Genomic DNA, 15848 nt, shown 5'->3' on the forward strand with positions numbered 1-15848 from the left:
GGCTGGGGCGCAGCCTCCAGGTAGCGCTGAGCTCCGGCTCCGGCCTGATCAGCAGTGTACTCAGCGTCATTTTAGTGCCGGTTCTGGGTTTTTATCTGCTGCGCGACTGGCCACGCCTCATTGCCCGTATTGCCGCATTCATCCCGCCGCACTATCTGCCGCTTTCCCAACGCCTGGCCGGCGATGCGGACGCCATGCTCATGGCTTTTTTGCGTGGACAACTCCTGGTGATGTTGGCCCTCGGCACCAGTTACGCGATTGGCCTCAGTATTGTCGGCCTGCAAACCGCCATCCTCGTCGGTCTGGTGGCGGGACTGCTCAGTTTTGTGCCCTATCTTGGCGTCGTGAGCGGCATAGCCATGGCCAGCCTCGCCATGTACGTGCAGACCGGTGCTTTTTTGCCCATTCTCTGGGTACTGATTGTCTTTGGCATCGGTCAGATACTGGAGAGCATGGTATTCACCCCCTATCTGGTGGGGGATCGCATCGGTCTACACCCGGTCGCGGTTATTTTCGCCGTGCTTGCGGGCGGCGAACTCTTCGGTTTCGTCGGTCTGCTGCTCGCGCTACCGGTCACCGCCGTCCTCATCGCTCTGCTGCGCCACGCCCATGGCTGGTACCTGCAGAGCCCTTATTACCTGGGTAAGGGGTCATAATCCCGTGGAAGAAGTCATCATTATCGGCGCGGGTATTTCCGGCCTGGCCACCGCCTATTTCCTCCGTAAACGGGGTTGGTCGCCCTTGCTGCTGGAAGCAGCTGCCACGCCAGGCGGCAACCTGCAGAGTCGACGGGAAGAAGGCTATCTGCGGGATATGGGACCCAACTCGCTCCTGCTCAAAGGCCAGATTGTCCCGGAATGGCTCCGCGAACTACACCTGGAAGAAGACATCGTCGAAGCCAACCCGCTCGCCAAACGCCGCTATATCCTTAATCGCCATCGACAACCCGTCGCACTGGGACCGGGCGTGCTTTTCGGCGGCGGTCTGCTGAGTGCGCGCGGCCGCCTGCGTCTCCTTGGCGAGCCTTTCCGGTCACCGCGTCGGGTGCAGGACGCTAAGGAAAGCGTTGCGGACTTTGTGCGGCGGCGGCTCGGGGATGAAGCACTCACCTGGCTGGTCGACCCCTTCGTCTCCGGTGTCTTTGCCGGCAATCCCGCACGCCTTTCGGTACAAGCTACCCTTCCCCGCCTGGTGGCGCTGGAGCAGGACGGTGGCTCACTCCTCCGCGGCGCATTGCGCGCCCGGAACAGGAAGTCGCCCGGCACTCCAAAAACTCGTCTTATTTCTTTTCGCGAAGGCCTGCAGACCCTCCCGCTAAGGGTCGCCAGCACACTCGGCGATGCGCTGCATTGCGACACTTCAGTCGATCAATTGGGTAATAGCAATGGCATGTGGCAGGTCAGCAGCAGCAACCAGACCTGGCAAAGCAAACGGCTCATTCTCGCCCTGCCTGCGGGCGCCGCGGCCAGGCTGCTCGCGCCAACGGACGCCGCACTTGCCCACGAACTGGACGCCATCCCTTATCCCGCAGTAGGCAGCCTGTCCATTGGCTTTCAGCGCGCACAGGTACAACATCCGTTGGATGGTTTCGGCATGCTGATCCCGCGGGTCATGGGTCTGGAAACACTGGGGGTGCTCTTCTCCTCCACCCTCTTTCCCGGGCGCGCGCCTGCAGATCAGGTATTACTGACCGCCTTTATCGGCGGCAGTCAAAATGACCTTTCCGGACGTACTGATGATGACCTGCTGGCGACTGCATCACACGAGATCGGCCCACTGCTGGGTATCAGCGGCAAGCCCGTTTTCAGCCGCTGCCAGACTTGGCCAAAAGCCATTCCGCAATATGAAATCGGGCACCTGGATCGGCTAAAGCGGATTGACGCCCTAAGCGCCCGGCACCCTGGATTATACTTCCGGGCCAACTGGCGGGAGGGCGTCGCGCTGGGCGACTGCATGGAAGAAGCTTACCGATTCAGTCAGGACGCCGACTGGCAGCGCTGAAAGCACACTGAAAATCAGTGTGTTGTGGTTGGGGCGAGCGCCGCAACCAGAGTATCCATCGCGGTATCCTGGGGCTTCGCAACAGCCCCAGGCGTCGCCTTGGTATTGAGCACGGTCGCAGACTTATACCGGGCATCGGCACTGACTGATTCTAAATTGCGGCGAAATCCACGCACATCCCCCACAATCTCCACGGGCGTCCCCACCTGCACCATCGCGGCGATTTGCCGTGCATCCCAGTTGGACAAGGCCACGCAGCCAGCCGTCCAGCGCCCAGGGAACACCTTGCCCTGAGGGCCATCCGCAAAGTGCGGGCCCATGCCGTGAATGCCTATTTCGCCACCGAGGGGGGTATTTTGCGGCGGTGTGTGCCCGGCATCGACGGCAGCGACAATAGCGCGATATTGCGTCCTGGTGATAATGCCTTCACGCAACCCCCACGCCGCATTTTTCCGGTTAGGGTAGGTTAAACCCATGAACGGGCCATAGCGTGTGTCCCGACTAACCCAACCAATGTGATAACGCCCTATCGGCGTAATATCATCACCTCGCATCCGTTTGGGGGCAGCGCCATTAAAACCGATGGCGACCGGGTAGGTCGCCAGCACGGTAGCGCCTTTGTAGACCATCAGGGAGTGTGTGCTGGTTGAAATGACGATATGCACCGATTGAGCGATGGGCTCGGAGATTACCGGAGAGACTACCGGCGCCACCGGCTGAACAACCGGTGGGGGAATCTGTGCGGCATAGTAGGCCACCGAGTGTACTGGCACAGAGGACAGATGTGTCGTCGCGCAACCCGCCAATCCCAGAGCACCCGGTATAACCCCCAACAGCCCCCATCCCTTGCATGTGCGTATCACCCTACTCTCCCAAATATCCCCATTCACACGAGTTCATAATATACCGGAAGTCTGAGCGCGAGGTCCATGATCTTCTGACAGATTCCCGCTAACCCACCTGCCCGTAATCCAGCCGGTTCCCCAACCAGCGTTGCACGATAGCCTGCGCCGCATCGGGATCTTCCCGCAGCAACTGCTCCGCCAAGACTGGCACGAGGGTCAGCAGGGCCTCGTCACGCAGGATGTCGGCGACACGCATCTGCAGAATGCCCGTCTGCCGCGTGCCGAGATACTCGCCCGGTCCGCGCAGTTCGAGGTCCTTGCGCGCAATGACAAAACCGTCATGGGTTTCGCGCATTACTCGTAAACGCTCCCGTGCCTTGCTGCTCAGGGGTGGATGATACAGCAGGATGCAACTGCTCTGTTGCGCTCCCCGCCCCACTCGCCCGCGGAGCTGGTGCAGTTGCGCCAAGCCCAGACGCTCCGCATGCTCGACGACCATGAGACTGGCGTTGGGGACATCCACCCCCACCTCTATCACCGTCGTCGCCACCAGAATGCGTACAGCACCTGACTGAAAGGCCGCCATCACCTCCGCCTTTTCTGCGGCACGCATCCGTCCGTGGATCAGCCCGATGGTCACACCGGGCAGGGTGCTTTGCAAATCTGCAAAACTTGCCTCCGCCGCCTGTAATTCGAGGATTTCCGATTCCTCAATCAGTGGACAAACCCAATAGATTTGCCGCCCCTCCTCCAGCATGTGTTGCATCCGCCCGATCAATTGGGGCCGCCGGCTGTCAGGCATCACCAGAGTTTCCACGGGGGTACGCCCCGGCGGCAGCGCATCAATGACCGACACCTCCAGATCTGCATGCACCGTCATCGCCAGGGTCCGCGGAATCGGCGTGGCGGTCATCACCAGCAGGTGGGGCATGGCGCCCTTCTCCAGTAACTGACGGCGCTGCTCCACGCCAAAGCGGTGCTGCTCGTCAATAATGACCAGCCCAAGACGAGAGAACTCCACCTCCTCCTGAAACAGGGCCTGCGTTCCGGTCACCAGCCCAAGCCTGCCACTGGCCAGGGCTTCCAGGGTCTCGCGGCGGGCGCGCGGCGGGCGGCTACCCACCAAATAGCCCGCCTCCCAGTCCAAGGGCTTTAACCACTGCTGGAAACGCGTATACAACTGTTCTGCGAGAATCTCAGTCGGCGCCATCAACACTACCTGATACCCGGCCTCTAGGGCGGTCAGCGCTGCCGCCGCCGCGACCAGGGTCTTACCGGAGCCCACATCCCCTTGCAACAAGCGGCGCATGGGTCGATGGCGCGCCAAGTCGACATTAATCTCCGCAATCACCCGCTCCTGCGCTCCCGTCAGTACGAATGGCAGTTGCGCCAGGAAACGCTGCCACAACTGCCCGTCGCTGTGCAGACAAGGGGCATTCTGCATCGCCCCCGGCTGCCGCATTCGGCGTACCGCCAAATGATTTGCCAGCAACTCCTCCAACGCCAGCCGCTGACTGGCGGGATGCTGCGGGGAGGGAATCTCGTCCGCACTTTCATGGAGCAGACGCAAACCTTCGCGCAGACTGGGCCAGTGCGGAGGCAAACGATCTTCAAGGTAGTCCGGAAGCTGGTCAAGCAAAGTCAGGGCTTGCGCTACCCAGCGCCGCCATTGCGCCTGGGTAATGCCTTCACTACTGGGATAAAAAGGGGTGAGATGACGTGGAGCCTGAAATTGCGGGACATCGGCCATCTGCCATTCCGGATGCACCATTTCGAGGCCGTGAAAGCCACCCCGCAAATCGCCGAAACACCAGAGCCGCCGCCCGACCTGCCATTGCCCACGCAAGGCCGCCACCATGTGAAAAAGCCGTATTTGCAGACACCCGCTGCCATCACTCAAGGTCACCAGCCATTGTTCGCGTCGCCCACGCTGGTGATTGATACTGACAATTTCACCCAGTACGGCGCACTCCTGACCGGGCTGCAAAGCCGCTATAGGGCATATGAGGCGGCGATCCTGATAACGAGTGGGCAAATGAAACAGAATATCCTGCACCCGCCACAGGTCCATGCGCTGCAGGCGCTGGACCAGCGCTGGGCCGACCCCGCGCAACGCCGAGACGGAGCTCTGCAGATATAGCCCCGTCTTCGCTACCGCCATGCTAGTCGGTGCGCGACAGAGCCTCCTCGCGACGTGCCCATTCCGCGAGGAGTTCATCCGGATCGATATGATGCATGATGGCCACCCCCGCCAAGGTCTCTCGATCAGCGACAAAGCATTCCCCGCAGTGAATGCCGCGCTCTTCCAGCAGCGCGACCAACACCGGATGTGCCTGCAACAGCACATGCATGGGCTGGGTAAGCAGTTCCGCGCGCGCCATATCAGCTCGCCTCACTCAAGGCGACGATACCATCGATTTCTACTTGCGCGCCGCGCGGTAGTGCCGCCACCTGCACCACGGCTCGCGCCGGATAAGGAGGCGCAAACTCCGCCTCCATGGCCTGATTCACCTCCGCAAAATGGCCGAGATCCGTCAAGTAGACCTGCAACTTAACGGCATCCTGCAGCCGCCCACCCGCCGCCGCGCAGACCGCCTGCAGGTTATCCAGCACCCGCCGGATCTGCAGGGCGACGTCGCCCTCTACCATCTGCCCGGTGCTGGGGTCCAAGGGGATCTGACCCGAAAGGTAGAGCAGGCCATTATGCACCATACCCTGACTGTAAGCCCCGATGGCCTGGGGTGCTGAATTACTGTGAACTGGAACTGGCATAGACGCACTCCTTGTTAGCCTTTGACCCGCTGTACCCGGGATACCATCGGCAGGCTACGCAAACTCCGCATGATTTTGGCCAGATGATCACGATGGTGCGCCTGTATGGTAAAGGTGATGCCCGTGTAGAGTCCATCCTGGGGCTCGATGTCCACATGATCAATATTGGAATCTTCATCGGAAATCAGGGTGGCGATACGGGCCAGTACGCCACGCGCACTCTCCGCCACCACCCGGATCGTTACCAAAAACTCGCCTTGGGGGGCTTCCGGGTCCCACTGCACATCCACCCAACGGTCACGGCGCTTACGCCACTCGCGGATATTGTGGCAATCGTGGGTATGCACCACCACGCCTTTGCCGACACTGATGAAACCCAAAATAGGATCGCCGGGAATAGGTCGGCAGCAACGGGCCAAGGTCACCGGCATGCCCTCTGTCCCCCGAATCAACAGGGGCTTTTTCGTGGCTTCCTCGCGATTAAGGCGGCTTGGCAGTAGTTGACTGACCGCATGCCCCAGACGGCGCGCGGTCTGCGCCAGACGCCCACGATCTTCCTCCCCAGGCAAGAGCTTGTGTGCCACGACCAGCGGGAAAACCTCACCCATGCCGATGGCGGCGAGCAGTTCTCCCTCATTCTGGACATTAAACGTCGTCAGTACCCGCCGGAAATCAACCGCTTCAACCTGTTGCAGGTTGGCGCCCAGACTGTGCAGCGCCTTTTCCAGCAAATTGCGGCCCAACACTTCTGCATCATCGCGCTGAATGGTCTTCAGATAGGCACGCACGCTGCCGCGCGCTTTAGCGGTCACCACCACATCCAGCCAGCCGGGCTGCGGATGCGCCGAGGCGGCGGTAATAATCTCCACTTTATCCCCATTATTCAGAGGGCTGCGCAAAGGCACGTACATATCATTGACCTTGGCGGCCACCGCCCGATCACCAATATCGGTATGCACGGCGTAGGCAAAATCCACCGCCGTCGCGCCGCGGGGCAAGCTGAGAATCTTGCCCTTGGGAGTAAACACATAGACCTCATCAGGAAACAGGTCGAGCTTGACGCTCTCCAAAAACTCCTGAGAATCTCCTCCCTGTATCTGTAGTTCCAGCAAACGCTGCAACCAAGCACGCGCCTGCGTTTCGGCATGCGCATTATTCGAGCCCGTCTTGTACAGCCAGTGCGCCGCCACCCCCGCCTCGGCAACCCGGTGCATATCCTCGGTGCGGATCTGGACCTCTACCGGATGCCCGAAGGGGCCTAGCAGCACGGTGTGCAGGGACTGATATCCGTTGGATTTAGGAATGGCGATATAGTCTTTGAAACGCCCGGGGATCGGCCGATACAGACTATGAACAATGCCCAAAACGCGATAGCAGGCATCCACATCGGCGACAATAACCCGGAAGGCATGGAGATCGTGGATGGCACTGAAGGGCATGCCCTTCTTCTGCATCTTGCTATAAATACTGTAGACATGTTTCTCACGACCGCTGACCTGTGCCGCCAACCCTTCCTGCCGGAGGCGGTCCTCCAGGGCGTGTTCAATTTTTTGCACCGCTTCCTTGCGGTTACCACGCGCTGCCTTTACAGCCTCATTAAGGGTATGCCAACGCTTGGGGTAGAGATGGGAGAAGGCCAGCTCCTCCAGCTCAATGCGAATGGCGTGAATACCCAGGCGCTGCGCAATGGGTGCGTAGATATCGAGGGTTTCCCGGGAAATACGCCGCCGCTTCTCCGGCGTCATCACGCCCATGGTGCGCATATTATGCAGACGATCGGCCAGTTTGATCAGCACCACCCGAATATCCCGGGACATGGCCAGAAACATCTTGCGGAAGTTTTCCGCCTGCGCCTCTTCACGGGTTTCGAAACGCACCTGCCCGAGCTTGCTGACGCCATCCACCATCTCTGCCACTTCTGGCCCGAAGCGCTCGACGATGCTTTCCTTGCTGACGTTGCAATCTTCAATCACGTCATGGAGCAAGGCGGCTTGGATGGTGAAAATATCCAGCTGCAACTCGGCAAGAATGCAGGCGACCGCTACCGGGTGATGAATATAGGGCTCACCACTACGCCGGGTCTGTGCGCCGTGTGCGGTGGCCGCCAACTCGTAGGCTTCGCGCGCGCGCGTCACCTCTTCCGGCGTCATGTATTGCTGGAGCAACGCGCGCAGCGGCGCGCAAGGATCTTCCAGAGCCGGAGAAACCGGCGGCAGACGCAGCACCTCGCCCACCGCTGTCGCCAGAGGCAGTCTCGGCACCATTGCGCCTAGCTCGTTTTCACTCGCCAGCGGCATCCTCAGCTCCAGCCGCTTCGCGGTTCACTGCACCGGGGAAGTTGGGTAACGGTGGCGGCATCTGCTCGTCCAGAATCGCCCGGCTCACCTTGCCGGCAGCCACTTCGCGCAAGGCAACGACCGTATTCTTGTCACGCCCTGCTTCCACCGCCGGAATCGCGCCGGAAGCCAATTGCCGCGCGCGGCGGGCGGCTACCAACGTTAACTCGAAACGATTATCCACATGATCCAGACAATCCTCTACTGTTACTCGTGCCATCGTCTATTCACCTTTTTAGTAAAATTAACCACTCATACCGAGAAGATTCTTTAATCGTTGATGCTGTGCATACTGCTGATAACCCCGCCGCAAATGCTCGGCATGGACAATGCTCTGCAAGTCGGCCAACGCATCTTGGAAGTGGTCGTTCACCACCAGGTAATCAAACTCGTCGTAATGCAACAACTCTTCACGTGCCGCCGCCAACCTGCGCGCAATGACCGCCTCTGAATCCTGGCCACGGTCGCGCAAACGCTCCGCCAAGGCGGCGACAGAAGGCGGCAGGATAAAAATACTGACCGCCTGCCCCGGCAATCTTTCCCGCACCTGCCGCGCACCTTGCCAGTCGATCTCCAGCAGACAGTCCGTCCCAGCGAACAACTGGCTCTTCACCCAAGGTTCACTGGTGCCATAACCATTGCCATGCACCTTGGCGAACTCCAGAAACTCACCGCGTTCCGCCATGGCCGTGAAGGCTTCCGTGGGAACGAAGTGATAGTCCGTTCCCTCTACCTCACCTGGCCGCGGGGACCGGGTGGTGTAAGAGACGGAAGTCCGCAATTGCGGAGTCGCTGCTACCAGCGCCCGCGCCAGACTGGTCTTTCCCGCCCCGCTGGGTGCGGAAATAATCCATAGGATACCGCGTTCTGCTCCACCCGTCATTGGCTTTCACTCCACATTCTGTACCTGTTCCCGCATCTGTTCGATAAGCACTTTCAGCTCTACCGAGGCAAAAGTCACCTGGCTGTCTCCGGCCTTGGAAGCGAGGGTATTGGCCTCCCGATTGAGTTCCTGCATGAGGAAATCCAGACGCCTGCCCACTGCCTCACGCCGCTGCAAGATGCGCCGCAATTCGGTCAGATGGGTATCCAGCCGGTCCAGCTCTTCCGCTACGTCCTGACGTTGCAGATAAAAGAGCAACTCCTGCTCCCAACGCCCCGCGTCCACCTGCTGCGCCAGTTCCCGCAGACGCGCCTGCAAACGTTCGCGCAGCGCCTTTTCCAGCTCAGGCAAATGCTTGCGCAAAGCTGCGGTCTGTTCGGCAAGCGCATCCACACGGTTCAGCAACAGCTGTGCCAAGGCCGCGCCCTCCCGCTCGCGGGCTTCCTGCAACTCGGTCAACGCCCGATCCAGCAGAACCAACACTTCTGCCTCCAGCATCTCCGTATCTGTGCCAGATGCCTGCACCAGACCCGGCCAGCGCAGCGCATCCCATGGATTAAACGCGGTCTCACCTAGTTCCCAAATGTCAGTCAGTTCCGCATGGAGCCCGTGCAGTTCCGTCGCCAGTGCCGTATTAAGGCGCAACGATCCGCCCGCCACAGGCTGGAAACGCAACCAGGCATCCACCCGGCCACGCACCAGCGTTTTTTGCAAGCGTGCCCGCACCGCTGTTTCGAGGGCGCTCAAGCCCTCGGGCAGACGCAGACCAATATCAAGAAAACGATGATTTACGGAGCGCAGCTCCCAGGCAAGCGTGCCCCAGGCCTCATGACATTCACAGCGGGAAAACCCGGTCATACTGCGTATCATTTTCTTGACCCCTCGGCACAATCCAGTTCACAGAACTACAGACATTGCCTATATAAACTAGCATATGACCGTCAGTCCGGCGACCCCCGGCATAAGCCTGCAAAGCGCAGAATATCGAGAAACATCCTTGACACCATCATGATCCCGAACTACACCTAAAAAACTGTACCCATAAAAAACAGGGACGCCGATCATCATGACAACTGCGGGAGGGTGTCAAATGGTTGCCACGGAAGAAATGCTGTTCGAATGGGATGCATGGAAGACACGGGCACGGGCGCTGGGCATTACGGAGGATCTGGCCGAATTGGGCAAAAAAGTTATGCGCGATGCCTATATGCAGCGCTGGCCCGAAGCCGTGCTGAGCGATTGTGGCTGGGATGACGATGGATTTGGCATGCTGGCCTTGGCACGCGCCAAGCCTGCCGAAGCCCGCCGTGATTGGGAACTGCTGTATGCGCGCCATCATCGCAGGCCCGCTTGCCCGGTGGAGGCGAGCCAACATCGCAGCAATAAGACTATGGTGCGAGCCGCTGCCTCAATGCTGGCGCGCACCCGGAAGCCCGAAGAGAGCAGGCCCTGAAATCTACAGCTCCATCCTGAGCAAAAAGCTATTGGGTCAGGCCGGCGTAAAGCATGGGCAAACGTTCCGGCAGACGCTCGACATGGTCAATTACCTGATAGTTGCGCGCCCCGAAAATCCGCGACACATATTCGTCGGCGTGAGGATCCAGACTGAGGCAATAGGTAATCACCCCGTCCCGCTGCAACTCCTCCACCGCACGCTTGGCGTCGTAGCGCAGATATTGCGGATCGCGCACATCGATGTCCGCCGGTTCACCGTCGGTGATGACCAGCAGCAGCTTTTTACTCTGCCGCTGCTGACGGAGATAGTGCCCGGCATGCCGCAACGCCGCTCCCATACGGGTCGAGAACTTACCCGTCATGCCCGCAATGCGCCCCATGGCCTCGTCGCCATATGCCTCATCAAAGTCCTTAAAGCGGTAATATGCCACATCATGCCGTCCGTCGGAATGAAATCCGTGAATAGCGAAAGGATCGCCAATACGGTTCATGGCATCGGCGAGTAAAGCGGTCGCATCACGGGTGAGCTGAAGGATCGTATCCTCCGAACCATAGACCTTATCGTTGGTAGACTCCGATAAATCCATCAGCACCAGCACGCCCAAATCGCGCACCTTGCGCAGTGTGCGCATGTGAATGCGGGTATCCGGGGCCAAGCCCATGCGGATATCGACGAGGGCGCGCAGCGCCGCTTCCATATCGATCTCGTCACCGTCTTCCTGCTTGCGCAAACGCTGCACGCCCTGGGGCTGCAAGGCTTCGATCAGATACTTGAGGCGGCTGGAAACGGGCTTATACTTTTCCAGCACTTCACGCACGACGTTTAGATCGCCCATGCGGGGGCGCCGTTCCAACACCGTCGCCCAGTGGGGACGACTGGCCTGTATTTGATAATCCCACTCCGCGTAATGAAAAGGATCGGAAAGCGGTTCCTTACCCTCCATCTGGTTGTAGCTTACCCCCATATCCTCATAGGGAAAGAGCTCCGATTGCAGCACCCAGACTTCCTGCGCATCATCGCCAGCAAGTTCCGTATCAATTTCGTTGATCATCTCCATGACGCTGACATACTTTCGGACTTGCGCGCCCGGCAAGAGGGTCACCTCGTGCTCCCAGTCGATTTCTTCAAACTCCCAGATATAGCGGTTGTCATCGCGGTAAAGGACATCGGGAATATCGGTTCGGGCGTGGTAAGTCACCTTCTCTTTACGCAGCTTGTCCGCCAGTCGCACCCCCAAATCCCAGGAGAGCTGTGGATCGTCCCAACGCGCCTCGGCCTCCATAAAGGCCTGCCGACCTTCCCGCACCCAGGCGTTATCATCTTCGTAGACAGGATCGATAATGGCCCGCGCCAGCCGGGAAAACAGCTCTCCCATACTGGCGACCGGCCCCGCCACCGCCGTATGGAAAGGCAACCAGATGGCCCGGATTCCGGGGAAAGCGCGCATGGCCAGCGCTTCCACCCGGGCATCTTCAAACAGACCAATGACCGCCATCTGTTCCGGATTGAGCGCCTCGGCCGAGATGGCCTTTGACATATAAACCATATGCGCCGCGGCATGGGCCGCCACGGCGCGATAACGAGTCATCCCATCGATGCCTTCCCAGTCGTCGTAAGCGTCTGGAATGTGGATAAAAACCCCCTCGATGAAGGGCCGGTACCCTTCGCGTTCCTCAAAGTCACCACTGGTAGGACGCAGAAAAAAATCCCGTCCCCACAACGCGCGCAGATACATACGCAGGCGGCGCTGGATATCCACAAATAGCGTGCCTTTGCGCTCCTGCTGGAGCATAGCCAAGGCTTCCGGACTTTTCAGGGAGAAATACGCAATTTGCGCCACAAAATCGGTGCGATGGGCGTGCGCGCCCCACAATGCCCAGCGGCGCAAACCACCCAGCGTCAAATAACCGAAAAGCTGGTCGATATTTTCCAGCATCGGCCGCACGGCTCTCGGCACTTGTGCAAGCAGGCGGTCCAGCATGCCGAGATAACTTTTGAAAAGCTCCAGATCGGCCAGACGGTTGGCGGCTGTCGGACTGGTGGATACCACCGCCTCCAGCACCGCACCGCTGGTTTTGGACGCCATCTTCATAACGGCGCCCACCAGTTCCCAGACGGCATCTTCCCCCACTTCGCGGGCGACGTGGGGGACGGCATCCAGATAACAGCTCACCAAGCCATCGCCCTTGCCCAGCGAGCGCATACCCATGGCGCCATCCAGGTATTGATCCAGGCCGGCCGGACTGAAAATCCGGGCGGCCTCCTGCCAATTACTCTGCAGAACGGCTTGGCTTTCCTCGCCGAAAACCTCCAGCAGTTCTGCATAATCTTCGAGACGTTTCATGCGTCCTCCGTGATCGTTGCGACCCTGTTTACTGCAAGGCGAACGTGAGAACTCATCAGAAGTAAGTGGTCACCGCCGCATCCAGGGCATCGCGCATATCCGGGTCATCGGTAATCGGACGCACCAGCGTCACCCGGCAAGCGGCTTTTGCTTCGACGCCCTTGCTGATCAGCGAACCAGCGTAGACCAGCATACGGGTGGAGATACCCTCATCAAGACCATGGCCCTTCAGGTTGCGGGCGCGTTCGGCGATGGACACCAGCTTACCGGCGACGTCCTTGCCGACACCCGTCTCATGGGAAACAATTTCCGTCTCAACCTCATGCTCTGGGTAATTAAAATCCAGAGCACCAAAACGCTGCTTAGTCGACTGTTTCAGATCCTTCATGAGGCTCTGATAGCCCGGATTGTAAGAGATCACCAACTGAAAATCGGGGTGTGCATGGACCAACTCCCCCTTCTTTTCCAGCGGCAAAATCCGGCGGTTATCGGTCAGCGGATGAATGACCACGGTGGTATCCTGACGAGCCTCCACGACTTCGTCCAGATAGCAGATGGCGCCCAAACGCGCCGCCATGGTCAACGGACCATCCTGCCAGCGGGTGCCTTGCGGATCGAGCAGGAAACGTCCGACCAGATCGGAGGCCGTCATATCTTCATTACACGCCACGGTGATCAACGGCTTACCCAGCTTATAGGCCATGTATTCCACGAAACGGGTCTTGCCGCAACCCGTCGGGCCCTTGAGCATCATTGGCATGCGAACGCCGTAAGCGGCTTCATACAGCTCTATTTCATCACCGGTAGCCCGGTAGTAGGGTGCTTCTTTAATATGGTATTCGGCCAGTTGATCGCGCATGAGATGATTCTCCTCGGACAATATCGGACAGGGAAACACGGCACTTGACGAGAATATTCACAACAAGCGCGAAGACAGGCTACGGAATACTCTCGACAAGCGCCGTATCTGCTTGGCACGAAGCCCTTACAGATACGGCACGGGACTGCTTACTTATACGGTCTTACCCCGATAAATCACCAGGGCGGCGCCCTGGGATTGCTTGAAGTTGTCATAACCGACCAGACGGACGTGGTTATGGGGATTGGCCTTGTGACAGGCCTCCGCCTCTTTCAAGATGTGATCCACGTCGGTTTCACCGAACATGGGCAGCTTCCACATATACCAGTAGTGATCAAAGGCATTCTCCGGCTCGGTGTGCTCAATAGCCGGGTTCCAGCCCCTGGATACGATATACTCGACCTGGTTACGAATCTGCGCCGGAGTTAAAGCGGGCAAATAAGACAAGGTTTCGAACTTCCGGCTCGCCGGGTCGGAGAGACGGGATTTGTAATCCTGCACTTCACTCATAAAAAGCTCCTAGGCATCAAGACGTGCCCACCGGAGCGCGAAACAAAGTATCCGCGCCGGGGTACACGATAAACGTGCTTACTTGTGGGCGACGTCCAACTTGTCGACGGTATCGAACTCGAACTTGATCTCTTTCCACGTTTCCATGGCCACCTTGAGTTCGGGAGAATGCTTGGCAGCGTCAGTGAGGACGGCCTTGCCTTCTTTCTCGATGGGCACACCGCGATTGCGAGCCTCCACACAGGCTTCCAGCGCAACACGGTTGGCAGCGGCGCCAGCGGCATTGCCCCAGGGGTGGCCCAGGGTGCCGCCGCCGAACTGTAACACCGAGTCGTCACCAAAGATGGTGACCAGCGCCGGCATGTGCCAAACATGGATACCACCGGAAGCGACCGGCATCACGCCCGGCATGGAACCCCAGTCCTGATCAAAGAAGATACCGCGGTTGCGGTCTTCCTTAATGAACTTATCACGCATAATGTCGATCCAGCCCAAGGTCGCCTCGCGGTCGCCTTCGAGCTTACCTACCACCGTACCGGAGTGCAGATGATCGCCGCCGGATAGACGGAGAATCTTGGTCAGCACGCGGAAATGAATGCCGTGGTGCGGGTTACGGTCGAGCACAGCGTGCATGGCGCGGTGGATGTGCAGGAGCAAACCGTTATCGCGACACCAGTTGGCCAGACCTGTGTTGGCACAGAAACCGCCGGTGATGTAGTCATGCATGATGATGGGCGCGCCGATTTCCTTGGCGTATTCCGCGCGCTTGTACATCTCTTCCGGGGTTGGCGCGGTGACGTTCAGGTAGTGTCCCTTGCGCTCACCAGTCTCCCGCTCTGCCTTCTCGATCGCTTCCATGACGAAGTCGAAACGCTGCTTCCAGCGCATGAAGGGCTGGCTGTTGACGTTTTCGTCGTCCTTGGTGAAATCCAGACCACCACGCAAACCCTCATAGCAGGCGCGGCCATAATTTTTGGCCGACAACCCCAGCTTGGGTTTGATGGTGCAGCCCAGCAGCGGACGACCATACTTGTTCATGATGTCGCGCTCGACCTGGATGCCGTGGGGGGGGCCACCGCAGGTCTTGACGTACGCGATTGGGAAACGCACATCTTCCAGACGCAGGGCACGGACAGCCTTGAAGCCAAACACATTACCGACCAACGAGGTGAAGACGTTAACCACGGAACCTTCTTCGAACAGATCGATGGGGTAGGCGATGAACGCATAAAAGCAGGTATCATCGCCAGGAACGTCTTCGATCTTATACGCACGGCCCTTGTAGTAATCGAGATCGGTGAGGAGATCGGTCCACACCGTGGTCCAGGTGCCGGTGGAGGATTCGGCGGCAACCGCAGCAGCGGCTTCCTCACGATCCACGCCCGCCTGGGGAGTAATCTTGAATACGGCAAGGATATCCGTATCCTTGACGCTATAATCCGGTTCCCAATAGGTGTTCCGGTAATCCTTCACACCCGCGTTATAGGTCTTGACGGCCATATGCCACCTCCATGCAGTTGCCCGACGCCGGAGGCACCGGCGTCAATCGCTGCGTCTGCAGCGATTGACGGACTATAGTGCGGAAAAACCATAAATACTAATCAGCATTAATTATTTTTTTTATAAGGCTTAACTGATGACATAACCGTCTGATGACGATCAAAAGGAGCGTGTGGCCCAATTGCGCACCGCCAAGGCAACCGCCGCCTCGGCCAAAATTTCCCTGGAAGACACGCCGAAGGCTATGAGGTGGGCAGCCGCTCCATCAAAAGTGGGGCATTGCCGCCGTGGTCATTCTCGCCATCAATAAAGAATGCAATGGGGAACGGGAGTGGGCCAATA

Annotated in this window: 15 protein-coding genes; 3 read left to right on the plus strand and 12 right to left on the minus strand. The window is 58.9% G+C overall.

Features of this window, described 5'->3' with window-relative positions:
- Together HF921_RS02245 and hemG are read left to right on the plus strand one after the other, a co-directional pair.
- Positions 1 to 656 (plus strand): AI-2E family transporter (locus HF921_RS02245; protein WP_215893230.1); only part of this gene is annotated, 656 nt, incomplete at its 5' end.
- Positions 657 to 660: 4 nt separating this feature from the next.
- A complete protein-coding gene (hemG, locus tag HF921_RS02250) occupies positions 661 to 2001 on the plus strand; it encodes a protoporphyrinogen oxidase (protein ID WP_215892451.1) in 1341 nt (446 codons plus the stop codon).
- 14 nt (positions 2002 to 2015) lie between these two features.
- Here hemG and HF921_RS02255 read toward each other — a convergent pair whose 3' ends face one another.
- The 8 genes from HF921_RS02255 to HF921_RS02290 form a co-directional block, all read right to left on the minus strand.
- Positions 2016 to 2864 carry a L,D-transpeptidase family protein gene (locus tag HF921_RS02255; RefSeq protein WP_196762965.1) on the minus strand — a complete coding sequence of 283 codons (849 nt, stop codon included), beginning with the start codon at positions 2862 to 2864 and terminating at the stop codon, positions 2016 to 2018.
- 88 nt (positions 2865 to 2952) lie between these two features.
- Complete coding sequence (gene recG / locus HF921_RS02260; protein WP_064219973.1) at positions 2953 to 5007, minus strand: ATP-dependent DNA helicase RecG; 2055 nt, start codon at positions 5005 to 5007, stop codon at positions 2953 to 2955.
- Between the two features lies 1 nt (position 5008).
- Entirely contained in the window at positions 5009 to 5227 is a 219-nt protein-coding gene (locus HF921_RS02265) for a DUF1858 domain-containing protein (RefSeq protein WP_064219974.1), read from the minus strand.
- A gap of 1 nt (position 5228) precedes the next feature.
- The gene (locus HF921_RS02270) at positions 5229 to 5618 is read right to left on the minus strand and encodes a Rid family detoxifying hydrolase (RefSeq protein WP_215893231.1); all 390 of its coding nucleotides are present in this window, start codon (positions 5616 to 5618) and stop codon (positions 5229 to 5231) included.
- Between the two features lie 14 nt (positions 5619 to 5632).
- Positions 5633 to 7882, minus strand: a complete 2250-nt coding sequence (locus tag HF921_RS02275) for a RelA/SpoT family protein (RefSeq protein ID WP_226834287.1) — start codon at positions 7880 to 7882, stop codon at positions 5633 to 5635.
- Positions 7883 to 7898: 16 nt separating this feature from the next.
- Positions 7899 to 8174: a DNA-directed RNA polymerase subunit omega gene (rpoZ, locus tag HF921_RS13400; RefSeq protein ID WP_215861927.1), complete on the minus strand. Its 276-nt coding sequence runs from the start codon at positions 8172 to 8174 to the stop codon at positions 7899 to 7901.
- Between the two features lie 24 nt (positions 8175 to 8198).
- Positions 8199 to 8837 (minus strand): guanylate kinase, encoded by a 639-nt coding sequence (gmk, locus tag HF921_RS02285; protein ID WP_215861926.1) that lies wholly within the window; start codon positions 8835 to 8837, stop codon positions 8199 to 8201.
- Between the two features lie 6 nt (positions 8838 to 8843).
- Complete coding sequence (locus HF921_RS02290; protein ID WP_215859889.1) at positions 8844 to 9707, minus strand: YicC/YloC family endoribonuclease; 864 nt, start codon at positions 9705 to 9707, stop codon at positions 8844 to 8846.
- Between the two features lie 220 nt (positions 9708 to 9927).
- Here HF921_RS02290 and HF921_RS02295 point away from each other — a divergent pair, with 220 nt between their 5' ends.
- Positions 9928 to 10290 carry a hypothetical protein gene (locus HF921_RS02295; RefSeq protein ID WP_064219871.1) on the plus strand — a complete coding sequence of 121 codons (363 nt, stop codon included), beginning with the start codon at positions 9928 to 9930 and terminating at the stop codon, positions 10288 to 10290.
- Positions 10291 to 10318: 28 nt separating this feature from the next.
- On the opposite strand, the gene HF921_RS02300 is transcribed toward HF921_RS02295, so the two are convergent.
- The 4 genes from HF921_RS02300 to HF921_RS02315 form a co-directional block, all read right to left on the minus strand.
- The gene (locus HF921_RS02300; protein WP_064219872.1) at positions 10319 to 12637 is read right to left on the minus strand and encodes a nitric oxide reductase activation protein NorD; all 2319 of its coding nucleotides are present in this window, start codon (positions 12635 to 12637) and stop codon (positions 10319 to 10321) included.
- A gap of 55 nt (positions 12638 to 12692) precedes the next feature.
- Positions 12693 to 13496: a CbbQ/NirQ/NorQ/GpvN family protein gene (locus HF921_RS02305; protein ID WP_064219873.1), complete on the minus strand. Its 804-nt coding sequence runs from the start codon at positions 13494 to 13496 to the stop codon at positions 12693 to 12695.
- A 153-nt stretch (positions 13497 to 13649) separates the two neighbouring features.
- A complete protein-coding gene (locus tag HF921_RS02310) occupies positions 13650 to 14006 on the minus strand; it encodes a ribulose bisphosphate carboxylase small subunit (protein ID WP_064219874.1) in 357 nt (118 codons plus the stop codon).
- A 78-nt stretch (positions 14007 to 14084) separates the two neighbouring features.
- Positions 14085 to 15506 (minus strand): form I ribulose bisphosphate carboxylase large subunit, encoded by a 1422-nt coding sequence (locus HF921_RS02315; RefSeq protein ID WP_064219875.1) that lies wholly within the window; start codon positions 15504 to 15506, stop codon positions 14085 to 14087.
- Positions 15507 to 15848: the final 342 nt, after the last annotated feature.

The sequence above is a fragment of the Acidithiobacillus ferriphilus genome, assembly GCF_018854775.1.
GTDB lineage: Bacteria > Pseudomonadota > Gammaproteobacteria > Acidithiobacillales > Acidithiobacillaceae > Acidithiobacillus > Acidithiobacillus ferriphilus.

What these genes read in the sequence shown, in the direction of transcription:
- recG (WP_064219973.1), bottom strand. Translation starts at nt 5,007, where the DNA reads ATGGCGGTAGCGAAGACGGGGCTATATCTGCAGAGCTCCGTCTCGGCG.
- HF921_RS02265 (WP_064219974.1), bottom strand. Translation starts at nt 5,227, where the DNA reads ATGGCGCGCGCGGAACTGCTTACCCAGCCCATGCATGTGCTGTTGCAG.
- HF921_RS02270 (WP_215893231.1), bottom strand. Translation starts at nt 5,618, where the DNA reads ATGCCAGTTCCAGTTCACAGTAATTCAGCACCCCAGGCCATCGGGGCT.
- HF921_RS02275 (WP_226834287.1), bottom strand. Translation starts at nt 7,882, where the DNA reads ATGGTGCCGAGACTGCCTCTGGCGACAGCGGTGGGCGAGGTGCTGCGT.
- rpoZ (WP_215861927.1), bottom strand. Translation starts at nt 8,174, where the DNA reads ATGGCACGAGTAACAGTAGAGGATTGTCTGGATCATGTGGATAATCGT.
- gmk (WP_215861926.1), bottom strand. Translation starts at nt 8,837, where the DNA reads ATGACGGGTGGAGCAGAACGCGGTATCCTATGGATTATTTCCGCACCC.
- HF921_RS02290 (WP_215859889.1), bottom strand. Translation starts at nt 9,707, where the DNA reads ATGATACGCAGTATGACCGGGTTTTCCCGCTGTGAATGTCATGAGGCC.
- HF921_RS02295 (WP_064219871.1), top strand. Translation starts at nt 9,928, where the DNA reads ATGGTTGCCACGGAAGAAATGCTGTTCGAATGGGATGCATGGAAGACA.
- HF921_RS02300 (WP_064219872.1), bottom strand. Translation starts at nt 12,637, where the DNA reads ATGAAACGTCTCGAAGATTATGCAGAACTGCTGGAGGTTTTCGGCGAG.
- HF921_RS02305 (WP_064219873.1), bottom strand. Translation starts at nt 13,496, where the DNA reads ATGCGCGATCAACTGGCCGAATACCATATTAAAGAAGCACCCTACTAC.
- HF921_RS02310 (WP_064219874.1), bottom strand. Translation starts at nt 14,006, where the DNA reads ATGAGTGAAGTGCAGGATTACAAATCCCGTCTCTCCGACCCGGCGAGC.
- HF921_RS02315 (WP_064219875.1), bottom strand. Translation starts at nt 15,506, where the DNA reads ATGGCCGTCAAGACCTATAACGCGGGTGTGAAGGATTACCGGAACACC.